This is a genomic window from Neobacillus niacini, assembly GCF_023715415.1.
Lineage (GTDB): Bacteria > Bacillota > Bacilli > Bacillales > Cytobacillaceae > Neobacillus > Neobacillus niacini_C.
This window is the reverse complement of sequence record NZ_JAMBOB010000005.1, coordinates 48,743-67,245: the sequence shown is the minus strand read 5'-3', so window position 1 is coordinate 67,245 and position 18,503 is coordinate 48,743. Positions and strand designations below refer to the sequence as shown.

Annotated in this window: 20 protein-coding genes; 6 read left to right on the top strand and 14 right to left on the bottom strand. The window is 37.4% G+C overall.

Going from position 1 to position 18,503, the window contains the following annotated elements:
• Window positions 1-7 precede the first annotated feature (7 nt).
• A complete protein-coding gene (locus tag M3189_RS12315) occupies window positions 8-334 on the top strand; it encodes a PepSY domain-containing protein (RefSeq protein ID WP_251634370.1) in 327 nt (108 codons plus the stop codon).
• A 50-nt stretch (window positions 335-384) separates the two neighbouring features.
• Here the strand turns inward: M3189_RS12315 and M3189_RS12310 are convergent, their stop codons facing one another.
• Complete coding sequence (locus M3189_RS12310; protein ID WP_251634363.1) at window positions 385-1,224, bottom strand: YtnP family quorum-quenching lactonase; 840 nt, start codon at window positions 1,222-1,224, stop codon at window positions 385-387.
• Between the two features lie 77 nt (window positions 1,225-1,301).
• Window positions 1,302-1,943, bottom strand: a complete 642-nt coding sequence (trmB, locus tag M3189_RS12305; protein WP_251634361.1) for a tRNA (guanosine(46)-N7)-methyltransferase TrmB — start codon at window positions 1,941-1,943, stop codon at window positions 1,302-1,304.
• Window positions 1,944-2,078: 135 nt separating this feature from the next.
• Between trmB and M3189_RS12300 the strand changes: the two genes are divergently transcribed.
• A complete protein-coding gene (locus tag M3189_RS12300; RefSeq protein ID WP_251634357.1) occupies window positions 2,079-2,357 on the top strand; it encodes a YtzH-like family protein in 279 nt (92 codons plus the stop codon).
• On the opposite strand, the gene M3189_RS12295 is transcribed toward M3189_RS12300, so the two are convergent.
• The 6 genes from M3189_RS12295 to pepV all read right to left on the bottom strand — a co-directional run bounded on the left by M3189_RS12295 (window position 2,358) and on the right by pepV (window position 9,445).
• A complete protein-coding gene (locus M3189_RS12295) occupies window positions 2,358-3,131 on the bottom strand; it encodes a phosphotransferase family protein (protein WP_251634356.1) in 774 nt (257 codons plus the stop codon).
• A 183-nt stretch (window positions 3,132-3,314) separates the two neighbouring features.
• On the bottom strand, window positions 3,315-5,462 hold the full coding sequence (pulA, locus tag M3189_RS12290) for a type I pullulanase (protein ID WP_251634354.1): 2,148 nt from the start codon (window positions 5,460-5,462) through the stop codon (window positions 3,315-3,317).
• 37 nt (window positions 5,463-5,499) lie between these two features.
• On the bottom strand, window positions 5,500-6,432 hold the full coding sequence (locus M3189_RS12285; RefSeq protein WP_251634352.1) for a diacylglycerol/lipid kinase family protein: 933 nt from the start codon (window positions 6,430-6,432) through the stop codon (window positions 5,500-5,502).
• A 19-nt stretch (window positions 6,433-6,451) separates the two neighbouring features.
• Window positions 6,452-7,027: an RNA 2',3'-cyclic phosphodiesterase gene (thpR, locus tag M3189_RS12280; protein WP_251634351.1), complete on the bottom strand. Its 576-nt coding sequence runs from the start codon at window positions 7,025-7,027 to the stop codon at window positions 6,452-6,454.
• A gap of 106 nt (window positions 7,028-7,133) precedes the next feature.
• A complete protein-coding gene (gene dat / locus M3189_RS12275; RefSeq protein ID WP_251634349.1) occupies window positions 7,134-8,003 on the bottom strand; it encodes a D-amino-acid transaminase in 870 nt (289 codons plus the stop codon).
• A gap of 26 nt (window positions 8,004-8,029) precedes the next feature.
• Window positions 8,030-9,445 carry a dipeptidase PepV gene (gene pepV, locus M3189_RS12270; RefSeq protein WP_251634347.1) on the bottom strand — a complete coding sequence of 472 codons (1,416 nt, stop codon included), beginning with the start codon at window positions 9,443-9,445 and terminating at the stop codon, window positions 8,030-8,032.
• A 416-nt stretch (window positions 9,446-9,861) separates the two neighbouring features.
• Between pepV and M3189_RS12265 the strand changes: the two genes are divergently transcribed.
• Complete coding sequence (locus M3189_RS12265; protein WP_063252171.1) at window positions 9,862-10,083, top strand: DeoR family transcriptional regulator; 222 nt, start codon at window positions 9,862-9,864, stop codon at window positions 10,081-10,083.
• A gap of 174 nt (window positions 10,084-10,257) precedes the next feature.
• Entirely contained in the window at window positions 10,258-11,592 is a 1,335-nt protein-coding gene (locus M3189_RS12260; RefSeq protein ID WP_251634346.1) for an amino acid permease, read from the top strand.
• A 27-nt stretch (window positions 11,593-11,619) separates the two neighbouring features.
• Here the strand turns inward: M3189_RS12260 and M3189_RS12255 are convergent, their stop codons facing one another.
• Complete coding sequence (locus M3189_RS12255; protein ID WP_251634345.1) at window positions 11,620-12,345, bottom strand: AAA family ATPase; 726 nt, start codon at window positions 12,343-12,345, stop codon at window positions 11,620-11,622.
• Window positions 12,346-12,490: 145 nt separating this feature from the next.
• The gene (gene speD, locus M3189_RS12250) at window positions 12,491-13,300 is read right to left on the bottom strand and encodes an adenosylmethionine decarboxylase (RefSeq protein ID WP_251634344.1); all 810 of its coding nucleotides are present in this window, start codon (window positions 13,298-13,300) and stop codon (window positions 12,491-12,493) included.
• 198 nt (window positions 13,301-13,498) lie between these two features.
• Between speD and M3189_RS12245 the strand changes: the two genes are divergently transcribed.
• Window positions 13,499-13,945, top strand: a complete 447-nt coding sequence (locus M3189_RS12245) for a Dps family protein (protein WP_251634343.1) — start codon at window positions 13,499-13,501, stop codon at window positions 13,943-13,945.
• Between the two features lie 34 nt (window positions 13,946-13,979).
• Here the strand turns inward: M3189_RS12245 and M3189_RS12240 are convergent, their stop codons facing one another.
• A complete protein-coding gene (locus M3189_RS12240) occupies window positions 13,980-14,699 on the bottom strand; it encodes a pseudouridine synthase (protein WP_251634341.1) in 720 nt (239 codons plus the stop codon).
• Window positions 14,700-14,729: 30 nt separating this feature from the next.
• Entirely contained in the window at window positions 14,730-16,352 is a 1,623-nt protein-coding gene (locus M3189_RS12235; protein WP_251634340.1) for a putative polysaccharide biosynthesis protein, read from the bottom strand.
• A gap of 239 nt (window positions 16,353-16,591) precedes the next feature.
• Between M3189_RS12235 and M3189_RS12230 the strand changes: the two genes are divergently transcribed.
• A complete protein-coding gene (locus M3189_RS12230; protein WP_251634771.1) occupies window positions 16,592-17,869 on the top strand; it encodes an NAD(P)/FAD-dependent oxidoreductase in 1,278 nt (425 codons plus the stop codon).
• Between the two features lie 8 nt (window positions 17,870-17,877).
• Here M3189_RS12230 and M3189_RS12225 read toward each other — a convergent pair whose 3' ends face one another.
• The gene (locus tag M3189_RS12225; RefSeq protein WP_251634339.1) at window positions 17,878-18,063 is read right to left on the bottom strand and encodes a sporulation protein Cse60; all 186 of its coding nucleotides are present in this window, start codon (window positions 18,061-18,063) and stop codon (window positions 17,878-17,880) included.
• 95 nt (window positions 18,064-18,158) lie between these two features.
• Window positions 18,159-18,464: a rhodanese-like domain-containing protein gene (locus M3189_RS12220; RefSeq protein ID WP_251634336.1), complete on the bottom strand. Its 306-nt coding sequence runs from the start codon at window positions 18,462-18,464 to the stop codon at window positions 18,159-18,161.
• Window positions 18,465-18,503 lie beyond the last annotated feature (39 nt).

Sequence of the window (18,503 nt, the reverse complement as noted above, 5' to 3'; positions counted from 1 at the left end):
GTGCCTTATGAACTGGAAATCATTTATCCTTGGTGCTGCTGTTGGAGTTATCAGCGGCTATGCAGTTAAGGAAATCATTTCACAAAAAACATATGTTTCACCTGAAAAAGTTTTGGAGAATGTGAAAAAGCAATTTAGCCAAAATGGACCGATTAGCGGCTCTTGGATACATATGGTAACGGAGCCTTTTGAGAAGCATCAAATCAAGTATCAAGTTTATAAAGGCGGCATCTCAAAAAGTCAGGATGGAGTAAATGAACAGTTCGAATTTATTGCGGACGCATCGACCGGTACCCTCCTAGACGTAAAAGCCTCCACAGACTTAGCCCTATAAAGACAGAAGCCGTATCTATATAGATACGGCTATTTTTTTATATCGTCACCTTATTTTTCCCTCTTTATACTGTTTTGAATTTGCCCATCTGTTCCCCATTTGACTGCACGATAATATGCATCATGATAAAAAGTAAACCATACATCCTTATCCATCACATAGGCACTCCATTTCTCTTTGGCCGCAATCGAGTCCATTGGATAATCATCATAGGCCATGACCCATAGTGGATTTTTATGAGCATGGGTAGGCATTATGTCTGCCATATGGATAGCCATTTCACCTTCATCCTCGATTATCACGATAGAATGTCCATTACTATGGCCTCCGGTATGATACATACTAATCGCTCCTAAACTCCATTTCTCATCAAAAGTAAAAACTTGTGATTGTATGGCCTCCCAATTTTCTTTCCAATATGTACTTTTTGAACGGATATTCGGATTTCTCATTTCATCCCATTCAATACTTGATGTGATAATCACGGCATTTGGGAATGTCGATTTATAAAGTCCATCTTCCAACCTCGTCAGTCCGCCAACATGGTCATTATGCATATGGGTCATTAAAACATAATCAATATCCTTTGGTTCTAGCCCTAATTTATTCAAAGAGCCCTCCACATCTGATTCTGCTGTAACTCCGAAATTTCTAAGCTGTTTCTCAGATAGTTTTCCCTTTCCAAGTCCTGCTTCCAGTAAGATATTTTTCCCTTCCATTTGGATTAAGATTGGATCTGTAGGAAGTTCAATCAGGTTATTTTCATTAGGGTGATACTTTTTTGACCATAACGCTTTGGGAACGACACCAAACATTGCACCGCCATCTAAGTTTGTCACACCACCGGCTAACCAAGTCAGCATAACTCTGCCAATTTTTAAAGTCTCCATCTCCTGCCCCCTCTGAGCTTTTATATAAATATTACCATATTCAAAAAGGACAGTCTTTTAAATAGACTGTCCCAAGATTAGTTCTGATACTTTACTTCACAACGATAGATGCGGTTTCCCATTTCAGAGAATTTTTCCTCATATTCTGTCATGATATTTCCTTCAAATTCACTTTTATGAAGATCAAGGCTAAGGAAGGTCAATAATAAACCATATTCAGAAAAACTCTTTAGAGAGTATTCAAACAAGCCTTGATTATCCGTTTTAAAATGGATTTCCCCTTTATTAACCATAATGTTTTCATAAAGCTTCAAGTAATCCTTATAGGTTAACCTTCTTTTTTCATGACGGGTTTTTGGCCATGGATCAGAGAAATTCAAATAGACTCTGTCGACATCATTTTTTTCAAAGTATTTATTTAAATCACTGGCGTTGATATTTAACAGCCTTAGATTTGGTAAATCCGCTTCGATTAATCGATCTAAAGCAGCTACGATAACGGAATCGTAAATTTCTATTCCCATATAGTTGATATCAGGATGGGCTTTAGCCATTTCAGTAATAAACCGGCCTTTTCCAGTCCCCACTTCGATATGCAGAGGCTGTTCATTATTAAATACTTCATTCCACTTTCCCTTAAAATTCTCTGGGTTAGCGACAATATATTGAGGATGTGCTTCTATCCTTTCTTTTGCCCAAGGTTTATTTCTAAGTCTCATTTTGCCACTCCTAAATCTTATATTGTTTTTATTATTGGTAATAATGGGGTTTCCCATTAATGTATAAACAAAAAAAGAATTCACAACCTAACTGTGAATTCTTTTTTATTTTCACTTGAAAGGGTGTACCAAAACATGCCATTAAGTCATCAGGACCAAGTTTCATTACTAAAAGATATTTTAAATAATCATCAAACCGATTGCTGTGGATCTGTTTCCGAATGTGAACAATTGGAACGATTAGTGAAATCTCTGATGGTTAACACACAGATTGATCAAAATGTTAAAAGCATCTTACAGGAGGTATATAATTACAGTCAGCATGGTGCCGAGACAGCAGACCTAGATGAACATATTCTTTCGAATCAGGATAACTTATCACAATGGGTCTCAAATATTGATACGTACTCCTAATTACAAAAGATTATGTAAAAAATTAACCCATTTATCCATTTCATCTAGTCTGCCTTTGTTTTTGTAAAATTGAATGGAATAGAGAGTTTGAAGTGCCACATACCATTTCATTCTGAGTTTCAAGTTTTCCGTTAACGGCTTCCCGTACATGGCTAACCAGCTAGTCCAATTATCTTCTGGTATATAACAATAAAGCAGCGTACCAAGGTCAATGGCAGGGTCTGCTATCATTGCACCATCCCAGTCAATTAAATACAACTGGTTGTCTTCTGTTAGCAGCCAGTTGTTGTGGTTGACATCTCCATGACAGACTACCTTTTCGTCACAGAAGACATTTTCTACTTCTTGCAATAGAAAACTCAGAGTTTGGATTACAACAGGTAACGTTAACACTTCTTCATCCAAATCCACGACAACTGATTGAAAAATCGCTTCTGGCTGTAAAGGCTGCATTTCAAGCCGGCTTAACATCCCTACCATCGGTTCAGACTGGTGGATTTTGCTAAGCATCCTCGCAACATTTTCATGATTCATGTCATGAGGTTTTAATTCACGCCCAGGAAGCCATTGCTGTGCTGTAATCACATCTCCATTTTCCAATCGTTTTGTCCAAACAAGCTTTGGGACGATTCCTTCTGCAGATAGTACTGCTAGAAAAGGAGAGGAATTGCGTTTTAGAAAAAGCCTTTGGTCTTTATAACTAGCATAAAAGGCCTCTCCCGTTGCGCCCCCCGCAGGGACAATCTCCCATTCTTGTCCTAATATATGTTCCAAAATTGTTCACCTTCAATGTATGCCGTTCTCAAATGGGTATAGGAACTCCCATTTAGTAGTATATAAGAAAAATTCTAAATCTATTTTAGAAAAATAAAAAAAGCTATTGGACAATTACACACAATAGCCATCATAGTAAATTTTATTTTAATTAGCCTAGGTCGTCAAGTACAACTGAATAAACTATTTTTTTGCTAAAATGGTTAAACAAACTGGTTCTAGCACCATTTCTTTCCCCGATACAACCTGTTTGGTGGAAATTTCCACTTTTTTTTCATCAGCGAGAACACTCCATCTGCCATCAGGAATCTGGATAGTCTGTTTACTCCTTAAAGGATTAATTAGTAAAAGTACTTCACGGAAATCATGATTTTTATTTTGAATACGATATCCAACGAGAGGAATTGGCAGCGGTAAAACCTGAATATAATTCCGTATTGCGTCACCCGTCTTTAGCCGGAAGCATGGAAACTGTTTTCTTATTTGTATTAAACCTTTAATATATTTTACATTATCTGAGTATAGCTGCTTGCGATTCCAATCGAGCCGGTTGATATGGTCCGGAGATTTGTAACTGTTCCCATCACCTCGCTTAGTACGAAAGAACTCCTGACCGCTGTGAAGAAAAGGAATACCCTGAGATAGTATGACAAGACCTGTTGCAAGCCTATGATATTTGATATGGAGTAATTCGTCCATATCCGGTAGACAGGAAAGTAGTTTATCCCACAAAGTGTGATTATCATGACATTCAACATAATTCACAGATTGTGAAGGATTTGCTAGAAGCCAACTTTCTTCTTTATCTATTCCTACACTCCCAGCAAGGACCTCTTTTGCGTCCTCATAGTAATGCTCGTTTCCAAGCACATACCCTTTATCATATAAATAAAAAGTATTACCCTTTATCGTATCCCGAAACTTATCATTAAATTGGGCGATGCTGGGAAGCTTCGATTGATTTCGAAGAATTGCTTTTTTGTCAATGGGGAGCGGCGTATTCAGGTTCCACCCTTCACCGATAATGAGGGCTCCCTCTTGAATGCTGTCACACGTCTTTCTGACTTCCTTCATTGTATCAATATCCAATATCCCCATTAAATCAAAGCGAAAACCGTCAATATGATATTCTTCCATCCAAAAGCGGATGGAGTCCAAAATGAACTTTCTTACCATTTTCCGCTCTGAGGCAATATCATTTCCAACTCCTGTTCCATTCGATGGAAAACCAAGTTCATTATGTCGAAAGTAATAACCTGGCACTACTTTTTCAAAGGATGAGGTTTCTCTGATAAATACATGGTTGTAAACCACATCCATAATAACTCTTATTCCTTGGCTATGGATGTTATCAATTAATTGTTTGAGTTCTATGATTCGTGCATAAGGGTCGGAAGGATTGGATGAATAGGAGCCCTCTGGTACATTAAAGTGAAGGGGATTATATCCCCAGTTATACTCTTTATTAGGCTCTGTTTCATCCACTCCTGCAAAATCATTGAAAGGCAGGAATTCAATGTGAGTGACTCCTAAATCCTTTACATAAGAGATTCCAGTAGGTTCACCATCTTTTCCTTTTGTATTTAGCTCACCAGCACCTAAATAGAGTCCTTTATGTTTGACACCGCTATCAGGGTGGATGGTGAAATCCCTGATGTGTGTCTCATAGATAATCGCATCTACTGGATTTTCAAAAGGAGGTAAGTAAGGTTTCTGTCTGCGGGTCTTCTCTAAATTCACAACTACTCCAAGCTCCCCGTTTGCTGTGACACTAGCGGCATAAGGATCAACAGATTCACGCCATTCCTGATTTACTAGGACTAAGAACGTATATTGATAAAGTTCTAAATCTGAATGAACTAGTACTGACCATACACCTTTTTCTTCACGTCTCATCTTGATGATTTCAGAGAAGGTGCTGTTTGGCTGTCTTAATTTTAATTTTACCTGAGCAGCTGTGGGTGACCATAATTTAAATTGTGTTTGACCTTCCACAAATCTAACACCTAAGTCATTTCCATCATAGAAAAAACGGTCATCAAATCGAGCTGTTCGAATGACTGCACCAATTTGTAAATCAGTTTTTCCACCATGCTCATCAATAATCCAATAAGGATGACCAAAAGAAATTTCCTCAGCAAGCCGACAAATATATTTATTATAATTTTCTATTTGTTGTTTTTTAATAATTTGCAAGGTTAATACTTTTTGTGTTTCATCTAAAATTGAGAATGTGGAAGACAATCCATGGTGATAGGTAAGTGGAAGAAGTATCGTAATGATATCCATCTCATCTAAATAGGCTTGGAAATTACGGTCATTGGAGTTCATTCGATTTCCTCTCTTTCAGATCAGTTTCTTGCGTATTTCACACCCTCGTTAACACCTTAAGTGTTTTTGTTTGTACGTGAATATTTAGTGGAGTAAACCCAATATCCTCACCGTCAGCATGGACATATAAGGAGGATTGGGAATGAATGGTAACCATTTGCCCCTTGAATGTTTTTACCTCTTTAAAATGTATATGCTTACCCCAAAATACGCTAATAAAAACCAATAATAGCTTTAATTTTGATAACCGATGAACGACTGTAATATCTAAGAGGCCATCATCTGGGACGGCATTAGGCGCAATCATCATTCCTCCCCCGTAATAGGGTTGATTGGAAACAGTTACAAACCATGTTTTTTCAAGTATATGCCTACTGCCGTCAATTGATAAATCAATTGTTGTACATTTATAAGAAAAGAGTTTTTTTAGTAAAAAATACACATAAACCAACCGGCCTAAAGATAGTTTATTGAGCCAAGCTTTTGTTTTTGAATGGTTCACTTCATAGGAAATAAATGCGTCAAACCCTGCCCCCATATTATTAATAAAATAATGCTCAGAATCATCCTTCATGGTAATCTTTCCAATATCAATCGAAGGTACTTCTTCCTTCATTAATCTAAGAATCACCTTTAACGCTTCTTCTGGATTTGCAGGGATCTGAAACCCTCTCGAGAAATCATTGCCTGAACCTCCGGGCACAAATCCCAGAGTGATATGGTTATGACTTGCAATCCCGTTCATGACTTCGCTTATTGTTCCATCACCGCCGAGCGCAATAATGACTTTTTTCTCCTTATTCTCCTGTGCAATTTGTGTGGCAAGCTTGATTGCATGACCATGGTATTCTGTAAAGAAAGCCAAGTAAGGTATCTTATCATCCATTAGTTTTGTTTCAACTTTTCCCCATACCTTTAAACTATAGCCGTTTCTAGCCTTAGGATTGATAATAAAATAGATTTGCTTCATACAACCAACCTTTATCTCGTTAATTTATCTCTTTTTCTAATTGGAATATTGTTTTTGGCTCGTATTTTGGTGTCTTATCAAGATGTGTTTGGTATAAAACTACCTCGTTTATGTTAAATAGGAGTGGTTCTGGTTGTAGTTCCATCCACACATCTAAGAGGTTTTTATGAAAGTGTTGAGAACCCGTCCACTTTCGGGCAAGGGTAATATGAGGTTTAAACGGCCTAGTTTCAAGTTGAAAACCAGCTTCTATGCAGGCTGTAAACACTTTTTCCCTCAGAGTCAAAAGCTCATTACTTTCCTTTGTGTCCAGCCAAAAGATACGGGGTGATTCTTCTTTTCCGAAGATTCCCAGCTTGTTCATTTCTAAACGAAATCCCCTTGTCCCGCTTAAGTCTGCATTTACTTTATCGACCACATTGGACAGTTTATCAGCAGGTGCATTTCCTAAAAAAGCTAAGGTAATATGTAAATCTTCATGATGAACCCAGGTGCTGAAAGGGAGAGTTTCTCTTAACTTATCGCACGTTTCTTTAATGAGTAATTTTATGTCTTCAGGAAGTTTTACGGCAAAGAAAAAATGTGTTTGCTGCATTATACTTATCATTCCTTATCTTATTTTAGACTATTTTTCACATCATGTATGTATTTTATAGCTTAATACAAAGAAAACGTGCACCACAACAGTGCACGCCCTCATTCTAGACTACTTTATCCACAAGTAGACCACATTGTTTTTCAATTTCTTTCTCAAATAATCCTTGTAATTTTCGAGTAATTGGTCCAGGGACACCTTCTCTTATTATCTTTCCATCAATTTCAATAATCGGCATAACTTCAGCTGTTGTACTAGATAGAAATACTTCCTCTGCATCTTCCATTTCAGCCAAAGTAAATGTCCGTTCCTGCACCTGGATATTATTTTTTATACAAAGTTCTAAAATAACATCCTTTGTTATTCCTTTTAATATTAAATTGTTCGATTCATGGGTTATAACACTCCCATTTTTCACAATAAAAATATTGGAAGAGCTGCCTTCGGTAACATCCTGACCACGGTGCTGAATCGCTTCGAAACAGCCCTGCTCACTGGCTTTTTGTTTTGCTAATAGATTTCCAAGCAAATTTAAGCTCTTTATATCACAGCGCAGCCAGCGAAGATCCTCCGTCACGATTGCTTTTACACCAGATTTCAGATTCTCAAGCGGTCTTACTCCCTTAATGGTATAGGCGATAAGGGTAGGAGCCACATTACCAGTTGGAAATACATGATTTCTTGGTGCAGTCCCTCTAGTAACCTGCATATAGATATTTCCGGTTTCAAGATTGTTTTTAATAAGGAGTACCTCTAACATTTCTGCTAATTGCTGACTGATAAATGGGATAGAAATTCCTATGCTCTCAGCACTTTTTACAAATCTCTTTAAATGTTCATCGATTGTAAACATTTTTCCATTATAGATACGAATTACTTCGTAAACACCATCACCAAATTGATAACCTCGGTCTTCAACGTCGACCTTGGCCTCCGAACGGTCAATGATTTCTCCATTTAATAAAGCAAATTCCATGTGTTCATTCCCCTTTATATTTCCTGCTATTTAGCCAATTCATAGATTGCTTGAGCGTAAATAGCGGTGGCTTTCAATAGGTCATCGATATCTATATATTCATCTTTTTGGTGGGCAATGTCTGGTCTACCTGGAAATAAGGGGCCAAATGCCACTCCTGATTTTAACGAACGTGCATACGTACCGCCGCCAATTGCTATTAAATATGATTTTTCTCCCGTTTGTTCTTCATATACCTTTTTCAAGGTTTGGATTAAGAACTCATTCTCATCCACATAATGCGGTTTTGTATCTTTGAACTTTGTTATGGCAAAGCCTTTTACCTCTAAAAGGACATCCAGCTTTTTCATGGTTTCATCAATTTTATTTGTAACTGGGTATCTGCAGGTCAACCCAACGCTGCCACCTGAGTGACGTGAGTATGAAAATTTCCCAGGATTGATGGTTAATTCACCTGAAATTTCGTCAGAGTATGCTACACCTAGGCTCACTCCTCTAGAATCATTAAAGAAATAGTTTGAAACGAATTTGAAATAATCAGAAGCTGAAGGATTTAAATCTAGTTTTGAAAGAAATTCTCCTAAAAATAAACCTGCATTAATCCCCTTCTTCGGCTCCATTCCATGTGCAGATACTCCCTTAACCTCGAGAATTAACTCTCCGTTTTCTACATATGAAGTGTATTCCAATTGATTCTGCTTCATGAAATCTGTGAATCTCTGTACAACATCCATTTGATTTCCAATGATGTTTAGTGTCACCATTGCATGGTCAGGAACCATGTTGTACCTCTTTCCAGAGGTAAAGCTTAGAACTTCAATAGTACCCGCTCCTACTTCCCAAACAGGCTGCTTCTGGACGATATCAATATCGGCAATCCCTTTTTCAGCATTTATGATTGGAAAGTCAGCATCAGGAGCAAAACCTAATGTAGGCATTTCTTCATTCTCAAAATAGTGATCTACACATCTCCAGTCACTTTCTTCATCGGTTCCGATAATCATTCTGATACGCTTATTTAGAGGCAGTCCGAGTTCCTTGACTATTTTCATGGCATAAAAGGCTGCCATTGTTGGTCCCTTATCATCAACGGCACCACGAGCAAATAGTTTACCTTCACGAATTTCAGCAGCAAACGGGTCACTCGTCCATCCATCACCTTCAGGGACTACATCAACATGACATAGAATGCCTAATAATTCCTCCCCCTCTCCAAATTCTAGATGGCCAGCTAAGTTCCCAACATTCTTCGGAATAAACCCATCCTTCTCTCCAAGAGAGAGCATAAAATCTAAAGCTTCTTTAACACCTTTCCCGAGCGGTGCGTCTGGAAACGTATTTTCTTCGTCTAAAAGACTCTTAATATGTAATAAATTTTGTGTATCTTTCAAAAGATTATCTCTTCTCTTTTCTACCTCTTCCATCCAATTAATCTTCGACAATAGCGCAACCCTCCTAATACTGGTATTTGTTATTTATATCCATACAGATATTTTATCAATATTCACTAAAAAAACGAAATAATTTCGGCTATGGTCTATACAATAAATTTACTAAAAATTCAATTAATTTGTCATAATCTTAACATTCACAACCATAGACTATAGTAAGAATACTGTAAGGGAGGAGAAAAGCCGAACAATAATTGTTAAGTTAAGATGAGTTTTATGTAAAATATTCACTAATGGTGGAAATTTTCAGAAATTACGGGTACAATATATGTAAGTCATCAGGGTATCCACTGCAACTATCTATTAATAAAAGGAGTTGTCTGCGGAAGAAAATTACATACTAATCAAAGAGGCTGTCGGTAGAGGGATTAAGCCATAGGTTTGAAAAAAGGATAGGGAGTGGTTTTTTGAAACCTTCGACTAACCGGATGTTAAACCGCATCAAATGCATCTACATGTTTATTCGGAATAAAGGCACAGTCACGACGCAAGAACTTGTAGAGGAATTTGGTATCACTCCTCGCACCATACAACGAGATTTAAATGTTTTAGCCTATAATGACTTGGTAATAAGCCCAAGCCGCGGAAAATGGACGACAACACAAAAGAAAGTAAAAATGTCATCGTAATAGATGAATAAACAATAAAAGCAACCAAGCACGCGAATATTTCGTGTGCTTGGTTGCTTTTATTTATTAAATAAGGTTGAATATCTATAATAATATGATATATTAGTATAATACTTTAGCACTTAAAAGCGTTTATGCAAGTGAGTAATAATTTCATAATAAAGGCAGGACAACATGGAAAATAATCAGCATGAACTTAAAAAAGGATTACTGCCAAGGCATGTTCAGTTTATTGCATTAGCTGGCATGATTGGTACAGGAATTTTCAAAGGCAGTTCCGATACGTTAAGTATTGCAGGACCTAGTGTTATCTTCACCTATCTAATAGGTGGATTATTATTATTCATTGTGATGGCTGCGTTAGGCGAGATGGCCATTGCGTTTCCTAATCACAATGTACAATTGCTTCTTTATAAAGCATTTGGTTTTAAGGTTTCTTTTATTACAGGGTGGCTTTATTGGATTAACTGGACCATTGTTATTACCGTTGAATTATTAGCAGCAGGAAGTTTTCTGCAATTTTGGTATCCCTCTTTGCCACTATGGTTACTTAGTTTGTTTTGTGCAGCGGTTATTATTGCAATCAATTTATTCCCTGTAAAGTATTATGGAGAGCTTGAGTTTTGGTTCGCAGGAATAAAAATAATCGCATTAGTTGCTTTTATCATATTAGGGGCTTTCATTATTTTTGGTATTTTACCCAGCAATATTGAAGAACCTTTAGCAAACTATACTGCGCATGGCGGATTTTTCCCACATGGAGTTAGCGGTATGCTAAGTGCCTTTTTAGTCGTCATGTTTTCATATGGCGGTGCGGAGTTAGTCGGAGTTGCCGTAACCGAGACAAAGGACGCTGAGCGCGTCATGCCTAGTATCATTAAGGGTGCAGTATGGCGAGTTATTATTTTTTATATTTTCCCAATCTTAATTATTTGCGGTATTATGCCTTGGAATCAAATAACAGGACAAGATAGTCCGTTCGTTCAAGTTTTCACTATTACAGGGCTACCAGGTGCAGCTCATGTGATGAATTTCATACTATTGACTGCTGTCCTATCAGCTGCAAACTCGGGGATATATGCAACTTCAAGAACGCTTTTTTCAATGGCTAAAAGCGGAGTAGCTCCAAAAAGCTTGATGAAAACCTCTAATAGCGGAATTCCGGTTATTGGGCTTTTGATTACATCACTCTGTCTATTAGTTGGTGTTTTTCTAGCTTATATTAGTCCTGGTAATATCATTAGTTACCTTATGACCATCCCTGGGTTCACGATTATGATGGTTTGGATAGGAATCTGTTCGGCCCATTTAAAGTTAAGACCACAGTATAAATCGATGCCTGCTTTCTATGTTCGATGGTTCCCATTCACAACCATCATAGGTGTTATTTCGTTAAGTTTGATTTTTATTGGGTTTGTATTAAGTCCAAACAATATAATTGGCTCAACCGTTTCCCTAGTAATCGTTGGAATGCTCGTAGTCCTATCCTTAATAGCTAAAAAAAGGTGATATCCGTTTTGGATATCACTTTTTTTGTTATTCCTCCTCTTTAAAAAGCTCATGGAGAAATCTTTTTCTATTTTCTAAAAAATATTTTGTAATTGTATAATGGTCTGTATCTTCATAGCTTATTTTTGAAATTTGACCGTGGTCGAAGCTATAGATGTCTGCTTCTGGATATCCCAGTAGGATTGGAGAATGTGTCGCAATGATAAATTGAGCATCACCTTGAGTTTCAAGGTCATGGATGATTTTCAAGAGGGATAATTGCCTTGCAGGGGATAATGCAGCTTCTGGTTCGTCTAGCAGATAAATGGCTTCCCCATTAAATCGATTTAAAAATAGTGACAAAAAGGATTCTCCATGCGATTGTTGCAGCAACGATTTTCCACCATAATCTTTAAATCCATTCTCATCCACTTCATCAATATGGGTAGCAAAGTGATAAAAAGATTCCGCACGTAAAAAGAAACCATTCGTTACTTTTGGCATCCAGGAAAGTCTAATGTACTCAGTAAGTTCTGAATCTGTTTCATAAACATCATAAGCATTATTTCTGCCGCCGCCCGCTGTATTGAAGCCACATTTGTCCGCAATTGCTTCTAATAAAGTAGATTTACCTGATCCATTTTCGCCTACAAAAAAGGTAACGTTACGTTCTAACCGGATTTCACTGAGGCTTGCAATGGATGGAATAGAAAAGGGATAGTGGTTAATGGTTGGAATCTTTTCTTTTAATAAAGTAACTCTCTTTAAAAACATAATTTTCTCCTACTAAAAAGTAAATTTCCTTGATACCATTTTACACTATCGGCGAAAAAAAACAGCCTTACTTTTTCGTAAGGCTGCTGCGAACTTTCTTTTTGGCTACGATTCGATATATTAACGCGATAAGTAATACCGTCATTTATTGCACAATATTCTTGCCATAAAAAATCTCATCCATTTCCAGCTTTATTCTCTCGGTAATTTCGATAAGTTCTTCTGGATGTAATGTTTCTTTTTTATAGCCAAATAAATAATTATTTAAATCAAATTCCCGAAGCTTACATTTTGTGTGGAAAATATTTTCTTGATATACATTTACGTCAATCATGTCGAACAGTTCTCCAACATCTTCAGGAATATAATTTTGTATCGAGCTGATTTCATGATCAATGAATAATTTATATCCATCTTTATCTCTGGTAAAACCACGGACACGGTAATCAATTGTCATGACGTCTGTTTCAAACGAACGAATAAGATAATGCAGAGCTTTTAGTGGTGAAATTTCTCCGCAGGTAGATACATCAATATCTGCCCTGAAAGTACTGATTCCCTCATCCGGGTGATATTCAGGGTATGTATGAACCGTGATATGACTTTTATCTAATTGCATGACCACTGATTCTGGCAGTGGTCCAGGTGATTCTTCAAAGTGCTCGGACGGAGCATTTTCAACAGGACCCTCTGAGACTAGAAGCGTAACACTTGCGCCAGCTGGTTCAAAATCCTGACTCGCTACATTTAATACATGTGCACCAATAATATCCGAGACATGGGTTAATATCTTTTGTAACCTTTCAGCGCTGTATTGCTCATCAATATATTTTACATACGCCTCACGCTCTTCCCTCGATCGGGTGTAACAAATATCGTACATATTAAAGCTTAAAGATTTGGTCAAATTATTAAAACCATGTAATTCAATGGTTTCCTTTGGTGTCAGTTTCAAGTTGCTTCCCCCTTTGGATTTTCAGGAATGCAGGACAGTGTAGTAAATATTTTTAGATTACCCATTTTTATAAATTGTTACTTCATTTTTATAAAAGGATATTTTAATTTTCCTGTTTATAATTATTCTAATTTAATATTTACTTTTATATAATATGTGTTATAATTAAAACAGATAAGAAATTAGGAGGAATGCACAATGACTCAAACGATGACACTTGAACAAGTAATGAACCAACAAATTGCAAACTGGAATGTACTATACACAAAGCTACACCGTTTCCACTGGTATGTTAAAGGACCACATTTCTTCACCTTACATGCAAAATTTGAAGAATTATATGAAGAAGCTGCGGGAACAATTGATGAATTAGCAGAACGCTTATTAATTACAGGTGGAATGCCCATTTCAACATTAAAGGAATATATCCAATATGCCTTAATTGAAGAAACCTCTGAAAATTTATCAGCTGAAGAAATGGTACAAACTATTGTAAATGATTTCTCACAGATTATTTCGGAATTAAAGAGCGGTAAAGAGGCAGCACAACAGGTGAATGACGAGGTAACTGGTGATATGTTTACTGAGCTAATTGAGAAAATAAGCAAGCATAATTGGATGTTAACATCATTCCTACAAGCTTAAAAAGGACAAGGCTAGCTGCCTTGTCCTTTTGCTATTATACAACTTGATATTCCTTTAGTAATTCTACTTCTTCATCGGTTAATTCCCGGTATTCCCCGAGTTCGAGCGTTTCATCTAATGGCAATGGCCCCATGGAAATTCGCTTTAGGTAAACGACTTTTTTTCCAACTGCCTCGAACATTCTTTTCACTTGATGAAATTTTCCTTCGGTTATTGTCAGCTCAATGTCGGAGCGAATGCCAGACTTTAAAATTTTCAACTCTCCAGGTTTTGTTTCATACCCGTCATCCAGGGTTACCCCTTCCCCAAATGCCTTAACGTCTTCATCGGTTACTTCCTGGTCAATTACGGCAAAATAGGTCTTGGGAACATGTTTTTTTGGTGACAACAACCGATGGGCTAATTGGCCATCATTCGTGATTAATAGCAAACCTTCCGTATCCTTGTCCAACCTTCCGACCGGGAATGGCTCATAAACCTGGTCCCCAAGTTCTAGTAGGTCGATTACCGTTTCCCCAACACTGTCTTCAGTAGCTGACAAAACACCTTGAGGTTTGTTCATCATTAAGTAGATAAACTCTCTATATTCAATGACTTCTCCATTTAACGTAACCATTTGTTTAGCTGTATCTACGTGCTGTTTGGCATCCTTCACGATTACATCATCGATTTTGACAGCACCGCTTTTTAGAAGCTGCTTCACTTCTTTTCGACTGCCATAGCCAAGATTAGCTAGCATTTTATCAATTCTCAAAGCATGATCCTCCTTCATTTTTTTTAGGAGTTAATTCGTTAATCTTAATTTCCGCTTGATACGGTCAACCCTGTCACCAAATAGTCTGTTTACAAGTCCAGATTTTAATCCTAAGTAAAAATAGATGATAGCTCCAATGGCTGCACAAACAATAATGATTATAAGCGACTGAAACTTTGATGCTGGAGTTAGAAATAACAAGAGCAGCTTATAAACAATTTCGGTCCCTGCCCACATAATTCCAGCAAAAATAACGATTAACAAGCTCCTTCTCCAAATAAATAAGAACGGGTATTTTGCATAATTTTTAATAACAACCAATTGAATCAATATGGCTCCAATGTATCCAAGGGCCGTTGCATATACGGCACCTTTTGTTTCAAACATCGTAATTAGGGAAATATTCAGCGACAATTTAATCAGTAATCCTACTAACAAACTTAATACTGTCCATCGTTGTTCATTGATTCCCTGCAGTATGGAACTCGTTACTAAAAATAATGAAAAAAGAATTCCAACTGGCGCATAGGCTTTTAATACCTCAAATCCAATCTCCTTGTGCTCATAAAAAACAGTGTAAATGGGCTCTGCTAATAGAGAAAGCCCGATTGCCGCAGGTAATGTTAAGAACAGTAACACTTGAAAAGTCTGATTAAGCTGCTGCTTTAACCCTTTTCGATCATTATCGACAAAAGCCTTCGTGATACTTGGAACAAGAGCCAGTGAGAACCCTGTTGCAAGCGAAACAGGGATAATAACGATTTTATGTGATTCAAAATTTAGGATAGAAAATGCTGCTTCTGCTGCTTTATAACTGTGACCAATATCCTGCATTGCCTGCGAAAAGGTAACTTGATCGATTGCTTGAAATAATGGGTTGGCAATCCCGACAAATACAAAGGGAGCTGCATAGACAAGGATTTCCTTATAAATTTCTCTTAACGAAACTTGTACTTCCCCTTTATCATGTTGGAGCAGCTGGTCTAAGTGTGGTTTACGTTTATACCAATACCAAAACAATACCACCAGACTTCCAATTGCCCCAACAAACGCGGCAAAGGTCGCCACACTTACAGCTGTTACAATACTTCCATTTAAAAAATTTATGACGATGTAGGCTCCTGCAAGTGTGAAGGCAATCCGGACAATCTGCTCGACTACTTGGGAAACAGCGGATGGTCCCATCGATTGATGTCCTTGAAAGAATCCTCTAATTAAACTCATGAACGGAATAACAATCAAGGCAAAACTTACAGCGCGGATCACCGTTATAATATCCTTTGCTCTTGAGCCGACATCTTCTTTTTTACTGATAATCATATCAGCAATAAGCGGTGCTGACATATATAGAATTAAAAATGAAACTATACCCGTCAGCAGCATCATGACTAGTCCAGATTTAAACAATTTACGGCCAACCGCATATTCTTCGAGTGCATTATATTTTGAAATGAATTTTGATACAGCAAGCGGTACACCTGCTGTGGCGATACTTATAAAAATTGTGTAGGGTATGTATGAATATTGATACAATGCTGTTCCTTCTGAACCTACAATTTGATAAAAGGGTATAACATATAGTAAGCCAAGAATCTTGGATATAATCGTACCCAATGTTAAAATAAATGTTCCTCTTATTAGCTTAGACGACATAAAATTAGAATCCCTTCCCAATGAAGAAAAAGTTTGTGCGCGTGTGAGCAAGGTTTATATCAGCTATTTCAAACACACTATTAGTAGTTTACAACTCTTTGGTCTGTGATGCTACTAACAGCACAGTTAATTTTCGTAAAAATAGATGACTTTTCGTTTTCTTTTCTATCAGGATGTTTATAATGGAATAATGCGTAGGATTACTATTTAAATTGAATATATATAAAGTTGGTGGAAGTATGATATATGATGTGGTTGTTATTGGAGGCGGACCTTCAGGTTTAATGGCTGCGATTGCGGCTGGTGAAAAAGGTTTAAAGGTCCTGTTAATCGATAAAGGAGACAAGCTTGGCAGGAAGCTCGCCATTTCCGGAGGCGGCCGCTGCAATGTTACCAATCGGCTCCCTGTAGAGGAAATAATCAAGCACTTACCTGGTAACGGAAAATTTTTGTACAGTGCCTTTTCTATTTTTAGTAATGAAGACATTATTACGTTCTTTGAAAAGTTAGGAATTGAGTTAAAGGAAGAAGACCACGGCCGGATGTTCCCAGTATCGAATAAAGCACAATCAGTCGTGGATGCCCTATTAGATCAATTAGAAAAATTAAAGGTCAAAGTATACACAAATAGCCCGGTTGCGGACCTTATATACAAAGACGGCCATGTATCATCAGTGTTATTGAAAAATGGCACTGAAATTGAAACAAAATCCATTGTTATTGCAGTCGGCGGCAAATCTGTTCCCCATACTGGATCTACAGGTGACGGCTATGCTTGGGCAAAGAAAGCCGGTCATACGATTACAGAACTGTTTCCAACCGAGGTGCCTGTCACCTCAAACGAACCTTTTATCAAAAATAAATCTCTTCAAGGTCTATCATTAAGAGATATCGAGCTAAGTGTTTTGAATCCAAAAGGGAAAGCCATTATTACTCATAAGATGGATATGATTTTCACCCACTTTGGGCTGAGCGGTCCGGCAGTCCTTCGCTGTAGTCAATTTGTGGTTAAAGCGATGAAAAAGTGGAAATTAAATGAAGTTGTCATGAGTTTAGATGTGATACCCGATAAGAAGGAAGAAGAATTCTTTCAGGAAATTGTGAAGCTGGTTAAAAGCGAGCCGAAAAAAAGCATTAAAAATACGTTAAAAGGACTCGTTCCTGAACGCTATCTTTTGTTCTTGTTAGAGCAGAATGATATTGATCCTTTCGAACAGGGTGCAACGATTTCCAATGAAAAAATTCGGACCTTTGTAAAAAGCTGCAAGCAATTTCTAATAAAAGTAAATGGTACTTTGCCGTTGGAGAAAGCATTCGTAACCGGTGGCGGTGTTTCAGTTAAAGAAATAGAACCGCAGACAATGGCATCGAAATTAATGGGGGGTCTCTACTTTTGCGGTGAGATTCTTGACGTTCATGGCTATACTGGTGGTTACAATATTACCTCTGCGTTAGTAACAGGTCGTCTCGCCGGGACCAATGCGGCACTTTCTGCAAAAAAACAATATCAGGCCTAATCATTCTATTAGGCCCGATAGATTATCATTGCCGAAAAACAATAAATTTGTTCTTCCTCTTCATCCTCTGTTATGGCAGCTACATTATACTTAATATCCATTAACTGCTTTTCATCCATTCCTTTTAAAAAACGGTTCATTTCCTTTTCTAAATCCTTTTCATGCTCACGGTCAAACAACTTTACTTGAATCATATGATTCTTCCTTTCTGTTTTTATTTTCATTATCTCCATAATTTCTGAAAATTAAAAATAAATGATATAAAAAAAACGATTCCGCAGTGGAATCGTTACTTTGTTTCTCCCGTCCATTCAAGCATGCCGCCAATCATGTTGCGAACCTTGTATCCTTGGTCCTGAAGATAATAGCAGACATTTTCACTTCTTCGGCTGGAGCGGCAAATGAAGATGTATTCTTTTTCTTTGTCAAAATAATCAAGATTAGCAGGAATCTCGCCCATGCGGATATGCTTTGCACCCGGTATCATTCCTTGCTCTACTTCTTCATGTTCTCTAACATCGACAAGCTCAAGTTTCTCCCCTTGCTCAAGCTTTTTCTTTAATACTTCTGGCGTAATAATTTGAATTTCTTCCATCTTTTCCACCCCATTGTTAGGATTCCCCCTCGTAAAAGG

Bases quoted from the DNA above. Each gene is read 5' to 3' on its own strand.
- M3189_RS12245 (WP_251634343.1), top strand. From the start codon at position 13,499: ATGACTCAAACGATGACACTTGAACAAGTAATGAACCAACAAATTGCA.
- trmB (WP_251634361.1), bottom strand. From the start codon at position 1,943: ATGAGACTTAGAAATAAACCTTGGGCAAAAGAAAGGATAGAAGCACAT.
- M3189_RS12285 (WP_251634352.1), bottom strand. From the start codon at position 6,432: ATGAAGCAAATCTATTTTATTATCAATCCTAAGGCTAGAAACGGCTAT.
- M3189_RS12260 (WP_251634346.1), top strand. From the start codon at position 10,258: ATGGAAAATAATCAGCATGAACTTAAAAAAGGATTACTGCCAAGGCAT.
- M3189_RS12310 (WP_251634363.1), bottom strand. From the start codon at position 1,224: ATGGAGACTTTAAAAATTGGCAGAGTTATGCTGACTTGGTTAGCCGGT.
- M3189_RS12220 (WP_251634336.1), bottom strand. From the start codon at position 18,464: ATGGAAGAAATTCAAATTATTACGCCAGAAGTATTAAAGAAAAAGCTT.
- dat (WP_251634349.1), bottom strand. From the start codon at position 8,003: ATGGAATTTGCTTTATTAAATGGAGAAATCATTGACCGTTCGGAGGCC.
- pulA (WP_251634354.1), bottom strand. From the start codon at position 5,462: ATGAACTCCAATGACCGTAATTTCCAAGCCTATTTAGATGAGATGGAT.
- M3189_RS12230 (WP_251634771.1), top strand. From the start codon at position 16,592: ATGATATATGATGTGGTTGTTATTGGAGGCGGACCTTCAGGTTTAATG.
- M3189_RS12315 (WP_251634370.1), top strand. From the start codon at position 8: ATGAACTGGAAATCATTTATCCTTGGTGCTGCTGTTGGAGTTATCAGC.
- M3189_RS12300 (WP_251634357.1), top strand. From the start codon at position 2,079: ATGCCATTAAGTCATCAGGACCAAGTTTCATTACTAAAAGATATTTTA.
- M3189_RS12225 (WP_251634339.1), bottom strand. From the start codon at position 18,063: ATGATTCAAGTAAAGTTGTTTGACCGTGAGCATGAAAAGGATTTAGAA.
- thpR (WP_251634351.1), bottom strand. From the start codon at position 7,027: ATGCAGCAAACACATTTTTTCTTTGCCGTAAAACTTCCTGAAGACATA.
- M3189_RS12235 (WP_251634340.1), bottom strand. From the start codon at position 16,352: ATGTCGTCTAAGCTAATAAGAGGAACATTTATTTTAACATTGGGTACG.
- M3189_RS12255 (WP_251634345.1), bottom strand. From the start codon at position 12,345: ATGTTTTTAAAGAGAGTTACTTTATTAAAAGAAAAGATTCCAACCATT.